The following is an 8,782-nucleotide window of genomic DNA, read 5'->3' as shown; positions in this document are numbered from 1 at the left end:
GCAGCTCATGCCGACGATCGCCAGGGGCTCGCCCGCCTGGTCGAGCAGTTGCTGGTTCTGGCGCCGCAGACGCTCGGTCTCCTTCAGCGACTTGCGCAGGGCTCCGACGATGTCGGGCTTCTCGAAGGCCATGCTTGTCTCCCCCACCTTCGGACTCATGCAGGCGACCATGTGGTCGATGTGCTAGATCCGGCGGTGGGCCCCTCAGATACAGCCAATCCTCGAAACTTTTCTCGAGCCAGGTGTACTCGGCGCCGGGTCCGGGTACTTCACCGGTTTGTCATGCAACTGCCGTCTTGTGGGCGCCGGGAGGACGGTCGGCGGACTCCGGTGCATGCCGCCCGCGAGCGGGCATGGCGGAGGCCCGTGCGCGGCGCGACCCCCGCGAGACGGGGCGCGCGTCGGGCGCGTGGAACGGCCGAGGTCCCGCACGACGGGCAGGCCGGTCGTGCGGGACCTCGACGGTTGGGCGTGCGCGCGGTACGCCCGTGCGGCCGGACGGTTGCGCGTGCGCGCGGTACGCCCGTGCGGTCAGACGGTTGCGCGGGCGCGCGGTACCCCCGGGCGGTTACGGATCCGGCTCACGCCTTCGCCGCCAGGGCGTCCTCCACCGACCTGCTGACGGCTTCCGTCAGGCGGTCGCCGTTCTCGGTGAAGAAGAAGTGACCGCCCTCATGCGTCTCCAGGGTGAACTCCCCGGTGGTGCTCAGGCTCCACTGGGCCGCCTCGGGCTCGTTCACCTTGGGGTCGGTCTTTCCGAGGTGCACGTGGACCGGCACGGAGACCTGCGTCCCCGGCGCCGCGCAGTAGGTCTCCGCCATCCGGTAGTCCGCGCGCATGGGGGGCAGGACGAGGTCGAGGATCTCCTCGTCCTGGAGCAGCTCGTGGCCCATGCCGCCGAGCAGGGCCATCTCCCTGAGGAAGGCGTCCTTGCCTTTGAGGTGGGTCTGCTCGTCCTTGCGCAGCGTCGGCGCCACGCGGCCGCAGGCGAAGAGGGACAGGGGCGGATTGCCCATGGCTTCCATGCGGCGGGCGACCTCGAACGCCACCAGGGCCCCCATGCTGTTGCCCAGCAGGACGACGGGCAGGTCCTTCCACTCGCCCATGAGCTCGCCGATCTCGTCGGCCAGTTCCTCGATCGAGTCCCGGAACGGCTCGTGCCGGCGGTCCTGGCGGCCGGGGTACTGGACGCCGTGGACCTCCAGCCCGCTGAAACCGCGCGCGAACTGGAAGTAGAAGTTCGCCGAGCCGCCGGCGTGCGGAAAGCAGATCAGCCGCGCCCTGGGATTCTCGGCGGAAGCCAGCTGACGGATCCAGAGTGCGAAGTTTCCTGTGGTGGCCATACGGCACCATCCCCCTTACCTGCCGACAGCCGCGCCGGGACGCTGTCGGGCCGACTGTGTGCGTCCCGGTACGGTTCGAACTGACTGTGCCTGCGCGAGACGGCGGCGCAGGGGGCGCGACGGCGGCCGGCAGGCCGGGCGGCGCGCGCCATTACGCGGAACTCAGGCGGTTCCCTCGGTCTTCTGCAGGGCCACGCCCTCGGCCTCGTCCTGTGCCTCCTGCGTCCCCTGCGTCTCCTGCGTCTGCGGCGGGAAGCGGAGGAACAGGGCGCAGGCGATCGCACCCAGCAGCAGGAAGGCGACGGGCAGGAGGCCCGTCTCGCTCAGGGCCGTGCTGTAGGGCTCGTGGACGACGGCCGGGATCGCGCTGGGGCTGCCCTCGAACTGGCCGCCGGTACCGCCGATGTTCGGCAGGTGCTCCTCGATCCGGTTGACGAACAGCGCGCCGACCGCGGCGCTGCCGAGCACGGCGCCCATCTGCCGGTTGGTGTTGTAGATGCCCGAGCCCGCACCCGCCTGGTGCACCGGGAGGTTGCGCGTGGCGATGGCGCCCAGCGGGCCCCAGGCCATGCCGTTGGCGATACCAGTGAGGGCGGCGGTGGCCGAGAACATCCACAGCTGCGAGCCCGGCTCCATCAACTGGCTGTACGCGACGATCGTGACGGCGAAGAGCACGAAGCCGATGGTGGTGAAGGTGCGCGGGTGCGCCTTGTCGGACAGCTTGCCGACGATCGGGGAGAAGACACCGGTCAGGATCGCCAGCGGCGCGAAGATCAGGGCCGACTCCATCGAGGAGAGCCCTCGTACGCCCTGGAGGTAGAAGTACGACGGCACGGTCATCGCGGTGACGGCGGCGCCCATGGCGGCGATGCCGATGTTCGCCAGCGCGAAGTTGCGGTCGCGGAACAGGCTGAGCAGCAGCAGCGGCTCGCTCTTGTTGCGCGCCTGGGTCACGACGAAGAGCACCAGGACCACGAGTCCCGCGCCGATGGTGAGCCAGATGGCCGCCGACCAGTCCTTGTTGTTGCCCTCCTGGAGGCCGTAGACCAGCAGGAACATGCCGGAGCAGGACAGCAGGATGCCGAGCAGGTCGAACTTGTGGTGCTTGGCCTCCAGTGCCGGCACCAGCTTCCACGCCAGCACGAAGGCGACGACACCGATCGGCACGTTGATCAGGAAGATCCACTCCCAGCCGACCGAGTCCACCAGCAGACCGCCGATGACGGGGCCGAGCAGCAGGGAGACGCCGGCGGATCCGCCCCACGCGCCCATGGCGGCGCCGCGCTTGTCCGAGGGGAAGATCTTGGTGATCACCGACATGGTCTGCGGCGTCATCAGCGCGGCACCGAAGCCCTGTACGGCGCGGGCCGCGATCAGGGTGTCGATGCTGTCGGCCACGCCGCACCACAGCGAGGCGAGCGTGAACACGACGAGGCCGACCAGGTAGACGTTCTTCGGCCCGAAGCGGTCACCCAGGCGCCCGGTGAACAGCAGCGGCGCCGCGTAGGTGAGCAGGTAGGCGCTCGTCACCCAGATCACTTCGGAGACGCTGGCCTCCAGCGCCTCCATGATCGCGGGGTTGGCGACCGCCACCACACTCATGTCCAGCACGATCAGGGAGAACCCGACGATCAGCGCGCCTAGAGCCGGCCATGGGTTACGTTCAACGGTCACGGTTGCCTTCCCAACGATTGCGAACCCGCGGGACCACCGGTTGTCTTCCCCACGAGCGGACGGTGCCCCTCTGCCGTGGACCCAGATCCGGCGGCAGCCGGTCCGGATACATCCGGGACGGAGTCCACCACCCGATGTGACCGAGGTCACACACGGCGAGGCGGCCGCCGACCGGGCACCGCGGAGCGCCGTATACAACCCGACGCCGCCCCGACGTTGTCAACGAACAACGGGTGGATGGGCGGACCGGGAGCGTTCCTGCCACCGGTCGGTGTCGGCGCCGGAGCGGACTTCCGCCGTCGCGGCCCACCCGTGCTCCGCACAACACAGCAGGCCGGCGGGCGTTCGGCCACCGCGCCGCGGTGCGGAGGTCCGGCCGCGCACCGCTCGTCCGCCCGTACCCCCCGCCGGGGACGGCGTCATCCCGCCCCGCTACGGGAGGAACTGCACGCTCCCGGATGGACTGGACCAAGCCATCAACTGGGCGCTCCCCAGCGTAAATTCAAGCGCCCGGTTACAAGGTTGTCGATTGACACGCCGCTCCGGCGGCCCCGTATAGTAAACGGGCAGGGGGGAGGGACAGTCACATTCCAGTCGACTTACATTGGCCTCACGAGTCTCTGTAACAGTCACTGATGAGACGGTGTAGCACGCTATACGTCTAAGTTCTTTCGAAAGCCAACCCAGGGGGCCTTCCGAGTAACGGGAGGGAAAACACTCCGGGGTAGCATGGCTCATTACTGCGGCTCATCACTATTGTCGGCCTGCGGTAATTGGGGAAGCAGACAAAACCGGGGGATATATGCGCACGCCTACCCTGAACGAGCTAGTAGACGATTGCATAGCAGGAAACCAGGAGGGCTGGAACCGCATCGTGGAGCGGTACACGCCCCTGATCTGGGCGATCGCCCGGGGGCACCGGCTGAGCACGGCCGACTGCGAGGACGTCAGCCAGACGACGTGGATGCGCGTCATCCAGCACCTGAACAAGCTGCGCGATCCCGAGAAGCTCTCCCAGTGGATCGCGGTGTCCGCCCGCCGGGAGAGCCTGAAGCACATCGAGAAGTCCGGCCGCAGCGTCCCGGTCGGGGACTCGCCGGTCTTCGACCGCTCGGAGCCCTCGGAGAACCACCCCGAGGAAGCGGCGCTGGCGAAGGAACGCGACAACGAGGTGCTGCTCGCGTACTGCGCCCTCTCACCGAAGTGCCAGGCACTGCTGGGCCTTCTGGTCACCGACCCGCCGATGTCCTACGACGAGATCAGCGCGACCCTGGGCATGCCGCGGGGTTCACTCGGGCCCGTGCGGTCGCGCTGCCTGGCCCATCTGGCGAAGCTCCTGCAGCGTGAGACGGAGCGTTCGGAGCAGGCCGTGGAGCTGCTCAACGCGATCACGCGCTCCGGTCTGCGGACCTTCGCCCTGGAACAGCACCGCTGACTCCTGCGCGGCGCCATGAAAGTGCCTTCCGGCCGGAACGACGGGCTTGTACAGCTCGGCCGTCCCGGCGGGAAGGCACTTTCCGTATATGCGGAACCGGAGCGCGGCCGCGGCGCGTCCTCTCGGCGTACGGGCGGAAGAGCGGCCCGCCGGCGGCACGCAGCCAGAAGCGGAAGGGGGGCGTTTCTCATGCTTGGCGACGCCACGAGAAGACCGCCCGCTCACCACGCCCGGACGCTACGCCCGGGTAATATCCCGGCGCCACCGGGAAATAAAGCTGCCGCTCTCAGCTGCGCACCCGATCGGCCTGCGGGACGGATACCGGATCGGCATTTTCGTCGCCATTCCCGGAGGAAGCGAACGGAAACAAAGCCTTCGCATTTTCCAGCATGCTCAGTGGCGGCCGCCCGAGAGCACCGGTAAGCCTGGCCAGCGTTTCGTCACCCAATTCTGCCGCCTTGACTTCGCCCGCGTCGTTCATGCCACCCACCTTTCGCCGAATTTAGTTTATTCATTAACCAGTGGCCCAGGCTATACGCGTGGTTCAAAAGAATCAATAGCGATCCCGCGGCGCCACTGGAGGCGCCGGGCGCCCGGGGGGTACGGGTTCCGAGCGCGACCGCGAAGGGCACGGCCGGCGCGGAAGCCGTCAACCACCACGTCAGCGTACTGCGGTGCACCGGACGGCCGGGGCGCGCATGACGCATGTGTCAGGTTGATGCAAGGCGCGGAACCCCTTGTTACTCGGGGTACGTTCCCCCTGATCGCACCGGCCGAACCATCGTGCGACAGCCTGTTCGTGGACGTCCCGTGAATGCCTGGTGCGGGTCGGACAATTACAGTCGGCACCGGACCATGGCCGGGACGCCCAATCCTCAGGCCGCGCGGCGTCGTTGGCGGACTCCGGAACTGCGGAAATCCCGTGCATCTGCACGAGCACGAACAACCATCCACGTCCGGGACCAACTCGACCAGCCTCCGCAGCCATCCCGAAGAGCCCGGAGAGAGACGAACAAGCCGTGGAAAAGGCCGAATCCGTACGGCCCCGCCCTCGCCCCGAGCGGGCACACCGCCCCGCACCCCGTCGCCCGGCTGATCGGGCCAGTGCATCCGGATGAGCCAGGTCCAGGCGGCGACCACGCCGGGGGCCCTGGTGAAGGGGAAAGCAACCGAACCGGCGTTGCAACCGCAACGCGAGGGCCGGCAGGCGCTGAGCCGGATCCGCCAGCACCGCGCCCTGAACTGGCGCGATGTGTTCGCCCCTCCGTCCGACCGGTGGGCAGACCCGGGCGTCCGGCTGCTGGAGGGCCGCGGTGGGAGGCGATGTGCCCGGACGTGCTCGCGGGCGTCTCGGAGCCGGGCGAGGGCGGCGTCTCGGAGAGGGGTGAGGGCAGCGTCTCGGAGACGGGCGGGATGTGGCCGCGCGCGATCGCCGACGTCAGCGTCCGATCCATGGGCGATGTCAGCCACCGCCCACTGAACAACCGCTGAGGCACGGACCCGCTGCAAGCAGTGCGGGCCCGCGCCTGTTTCCTCGGTCAGACGGACAAGGGGGTGCCGAGCATGGCGGAAGCGTGCTGGAGCGGGCTGAGGACGCGCGCCGCGGGTGCGGCCGCCGGCACGGTGCGGCAGGTGAAGCCGAGCTGAGTCAGGGCCCGGACGACTTCGGCGGCGCTGAAGTCACGGCGGTCCTGGCGGGTGATGACCTGGCCGACCTGCTTGACGGGGTAATGGCGGCGGCCGATGGCCACTGATGCGCCGGTGACCGGTTCGGGCTTGATGCCCTTCATCGATTCCAGCACGCCGTTCTTGGTGAGCTCGAAGGGGAAGCGGGCGATGACACAGCGCATGGGGGCCTCACAGGAAGAAGGGGCGAACGGTCCGACCGGAGGTGAGACGGTTCAGAGGGAGAGGACGAGGCCGGCGCCGCCCTGCTCGTCGGCGACCGGCAGGACGCCGGGCCGACGGAAGCGCGTCGCGGGTTCGGCTCCGGCCGTCGTGGTCACGGGGGAGGTGAACGATCCGTGATCGTCGCGGATGTCACGCAGGCGGACGCGGTCCGTGTACGCCGAGCTGTCGCGGACGGCTGCGAGTTCGGTCCGGGTGACCAGGCCGGTGCGCTGGCCGTCCTGGTCGCAGACGACCAGTCGGCCTGTGCGGGCCGCGACCATGACGGCCAGCGCCACCTCGACGCTCATGTCGTCACTGACCTGCGGTCCGGCCGTGTCCACGGCCTCGACCACCGTCCTGTGCAAGGGATCGGCGCTTGCCGGGTGGGGTTGCATCTGAACCAGCGTCACAAGGTGCCTCCTGCAGAGATGGGTCGGCTTCCTGATCGGCGAGACACCCTCAGGCCGCCGCGTCGAAGGCGGGTCGGCGCGCGGGGGCACGCCGGGTCGCCGACGTGGGGCGGCGCCGACCTCGGGAGGAGGCGCCGCGCTGGGGGCGTTCGACCACCGGTGCGGTGATGACCACCGGGATACCGGACGGGGCCTGGGCGCCTGTGATCCGGCTCAGGGCCTCGTCGCCCGAGCGGATCTGGGTGGTCTGGGGCCGGATTCCGGCGTCCGACATGACGCGGGCCATGCCGCGGCGCTGGTGCGGCGTGACGAGAGTGACGACCCTGCCGGACTCGCCGGCGCGGGCGGTACGGCCGCCGCGGTGGAGGTAGTCCTTGTGGTCGGTCGGCGGATCGACGTTGACGACGAGGTCGAGGTTGTCGACGTGAATGCCGCGCGCCGCGACATTGGTCGCCACCAGCACGCTGACGTGCCCCGTCTTGAACTGCGCCAGTGTGCGGGTGCGCTGCGGCTGCGACTTGCCTCCGTGCAGCGCGGCGGCCCGTACTCCGCTGTCGAGCAGGTTCTGGGTCAGCCGGTCGACGGCGTGCTTGGTGTCCAGGAACATGATCACGCGGCCGTCGCGGGCGGCGATCTCGGTCGTGGCGGCGTGCTTGTCGGCGCCGTGGACGTGCAGGACGTGGTGCTCCATCGTCGTGACCGCACCGGCCGACGGGTCGACCGAATGCACGACGGGGTCGGTCAGGTAGCGGCGCACCAGCAGGTCGACGTTACGGTCCAGGGTGGCCGAGAACAGCATCCGCTGCCCTTCCGGACGCACCTGGTCGAGCAGCGCGGTGACCTGCGGCATGAACCCCATGTCAGCCATCTGGTCGGCCTCGTCGAGCACCGTGATGCTGACCTGGTTCAGCCGGCAGGCACCGCGGTCGATGAGGTCCTTGAGCCGGCCCGGGGTCGCGACGACGACCTCGGCGCCGCCGCGCAGCGCGCCGGCCTGCTTGCCGATCGACATCCCGCCCACCACCGTGGCCAGCCGCAGCCTGACGGAGCGAGCGTACGGAGTGAGCGCGTCGGTCACCTGCTGCGCCAGCTCACGCGTCGGTACGAGGATGAGCCCCAGCGGCTGGCGGGGCTCGGCACGCTGTCCGGCGGTGCGGGCCAGCAGGGCGAGGCCGAAGGCGAGGGTCTTGCCGGAACCGGTGCGCCCGCGGCCCAGGACGTCACGGCCCGCCAGGGAGTTTGGCAGCGTCGCGCCCTGGATGGGGAACGGTGCCGTCACACCCTGCTTGCCGAGTTCGGCCAGGAGCTGCTCGGGCATGTCGAGACCGGCGAAGTCCTCGACGGCGGGCAGCGCGGGGGTGATGGTCCTGGGGAGTGCGAACTCACCCTGCACGGCGGCGGGCCGGCGGCCGTGACCGCCGGGGCGTGACGGCCCGCCGGAACGGCGCGGCGCCGGCGAGCCGAAGCGGCTGCCGCCCTTTCCCGCGTCGGCGCTGCCATTACGGGTGCGGGGGGAGCGGTCGTTGGTGCGTGTGCGGTTCATGCGGAACCTTCCTCGATGCGGCACATATCAAGGAATTTTCCGCGGCAATGAGCCGCATGGAGAATTACAAGTATGGACCGATGGTAAAAGCGAGCAGATCTGGCCGGCGGAAAACGACGCGGGCGCAGGTGCTGAAACGGGGGACGCGGTGGGACCGCGGATCCGGGCGTCGACTGCGGTGCGGTTCCTCGGGATGCGCTTGCATCCTGGAGGCGGAGCCGCCTGTGGTGGGACCGCGGATTACTCCGCTTCGTCCTGCAGGCGGACCCTCTGCGGGAAATGCATGCAGCTGGGGCCCGCACCCCGAAGGATGCGGGCCCCAGCTACGAAGTGCGCGTCAGCGTCAGGCCGGAACGATGTTCTCGGCCGTCGGGCCCTTCTGGCCCTGCGCGATGTCGAAGCTGACCTTCTGGCCTTCGAGCAGCTCGCGGAAGCCCTGAGCGGCGATGTTCGAGTAGTGGGCGAACACGTCGGCGCCGCCGCCGTC

10 protein-coding genes are annotated in these 8,782 nt (G+C 69.4%); 2 read left to right on the top strand and 8 right to left on the bottom strand.

The window, feature by feature from the left end; all coding sequences use genetic code 11:
- From IH00_RS45475 to IH00_RS0121380, 3 genes are all read right to left on the bottom strand, one after another.
- Positions 1 to 132, bottom strand: a 132-nt coding sequence (locus IH00_RS45475; protein WP_420710899.1) for a polyketide synthase docking domain-containing protein, incomplete at its 3' end; no start/stop codon positions are given.
- A gap of 449 nt (positions 133 to 581) precedes the next feature.
- A complete protein-coding gene (locus IH00_RS0121385; RefSeq protein ID WP_031075981.1) occupies positions 582 to 1,343 on the bottom strand; it encodes a thioesterase II family protein in 762 nt (253 codons plus the stop codon).
- A 162-nt stretch (positions 1,344 to 1,505) separates the two neighbouring features.
- Complete coding sequence (locus IH00_RS0121380; protein ID WP_031075979.1) at positions 1,506 to 3,017, bottom strand: MFS transporter; 1,512 nt, start codon at positions 3,015 to 3,017, stop codon at positions 1,506 to 1,508.
- A gap of 802 nt (positions 3,018 to 3,819) precedes the next feature.
- Here IH00_RS0121380 and IH00_RS0121375 point away from each other — a divergent pair.
- Positions 3,820 to 4,452 (top strand): RNA polymerase sigma factor, encoded by a 633-nt coding sequence (locus IH00_RS0121375; RefSeq protein WP_234334914.1) that lies wholly within the window; start codon positions 3,820 to 3,822, stop codon positions 4,450 to 4,452.
- A gap of 286 nt (positions 4,453 to 4,738) precedes the next feature.
- Here IH00_RS0121375 and IH00_RS42825 read toward each other — a convergent pair whose 3' ends face one another.
- Entirely contained in the window at positions 4,739 to 4,933 is a 195-nt protein-coding gene (locus tag IH00_RS42825; RefSeq protein WP_158827883.1) for a hypothetical protein, read from the bottom strand.
- An 842-nt stretch (positions 4,934 to 5,775) separates the two neighbouring features.
- Between IH00_RS42825 and IH00_RS42820 the strand changes: the two genes are divergently transcribed.
- Positions 5,776 to 5,943 (top strand): hypothetical protein, encoded by a 168-nt coding sequence (locus IH00_RS42820; RefSeq protein WP_158827881.1) that lies wholly within the window; start codon positions 5,776 to 5,778, stop codon positions 5,941 to 5,943.
- Between the two features lie 47 nt (positions 5,944 to 5,990).
- Here the strand turns inward: IH00_RS42820 and IH00_RS0121365 are convergent, their stop codons facing one another.
- The 4 genes from IH00_RS0121365 to IH00_RS0121350 form a co-directional block, all read right to left on the bottom strand.
- On the bottom strand, positions 5,991 to 6,302 hold the full coding sequence (locus IH00_RS0121365) for an SCO5918 family protein (protein WP_031075974.1): 312 nt from the start codon (positions 6,300 to 6,302) through the stop codon (positions 5,991 to 5,993).
- A gap of 51 nt (positions 6,303 to 6,353) precedes the next feature.
- Complete coding sequence (locus tag IH00_RS0121360) at positions 6,354 to 6,752, bottom strand: CBS domain-containing protein (RefSeq protein ID WP_031075972.1); 399 nt, start codon at positions 6,750 to 6,752, stop codon at positions 6,354 to 6,356.
- 49 nt (positions 6,753 to 6,801) lie between these two features.
- Positions 6,802 to 8,295, bottom strand: a complete 1,494-nt coding sequence (locus tag IH00_RS0121355) for a DEAD/DEAH box helicase (protein ID WP_031075970.1) — start codon at positions 8,293 to 8,295, stop codon at positions 6,802 to 6,804.
- Positions 8,296 to 8,638: 343 nt separating this feature from the next.
- Positions 8,639 to 8,782 (bottom strand): cold shock domain-containing protein (locus tag IH00_RS0121350; protein ID WP_031075968.1); only part of this gene is annotated, 144 nt, incomplete at its 5' end.

The sequence above is a fragment of the Streptomyces sp. NRRL S-118 genome (assembly GCF_000716335.1).
GTDB lineage: Bacteria > Actinomycetota > Actinomycetes > Streptomycetales > Streptomycetaceae > Streptomyces.
Note: the sequence above shows the minus strand (reverse complement) of the source record. Positions and strands in the feature narration are given on the sequence as shown.

What these genes read in the sequence shown, in the direction of transcription:
- IH00_RS0121385 (WP_031075981.1), bottom strand. Translation starts at nt 1,343, where the DNA reads ATGGCCACCACAGGAAACTTCGCACTCTGGATCCGTCAGCTGGCTTCC.
- IH00_RS0121375 (WP_234334914.1), top strand. Translation starts at nt 3,820, where the DNA reads ATGCGCACGCCTACCCTGAACGAGCTAGTAGACGATTGCATAGCAGGA.
- IH00_RS42825 (WP_158827883.1), bottom strand. Translation starts at nt 4,933, where the DNA reads ATGAACGACGCGGGCGAAGTCAAGGCGGCAGAATTGGGTGACGAAACG.
- IH00_RS42820 (WP_158827881.1), top strand. Translation starts at nt 5,776, where the DNA reads ATGTGCCCGGACGTGCTCGCGGGCGTCTCGGAGCCGGGCGAGGGCGGC.
- IH00_RS0121365 (WP_031075974.1), bottom strand. Translation starts at nt 6,302, where the DNA reads ATGCGCTGTGTCATCGCCCGCTTCCCCTTCGAGCTCACCAAGAACGGC.
- IH00_RS0121355 (WP_031075970.1), bottom strand. Translation starts at nt 8,295, where the DNA reads ATGAACCGCACACGCACCAACGACCGCTCCCCCCGCACCCGTAATGGC.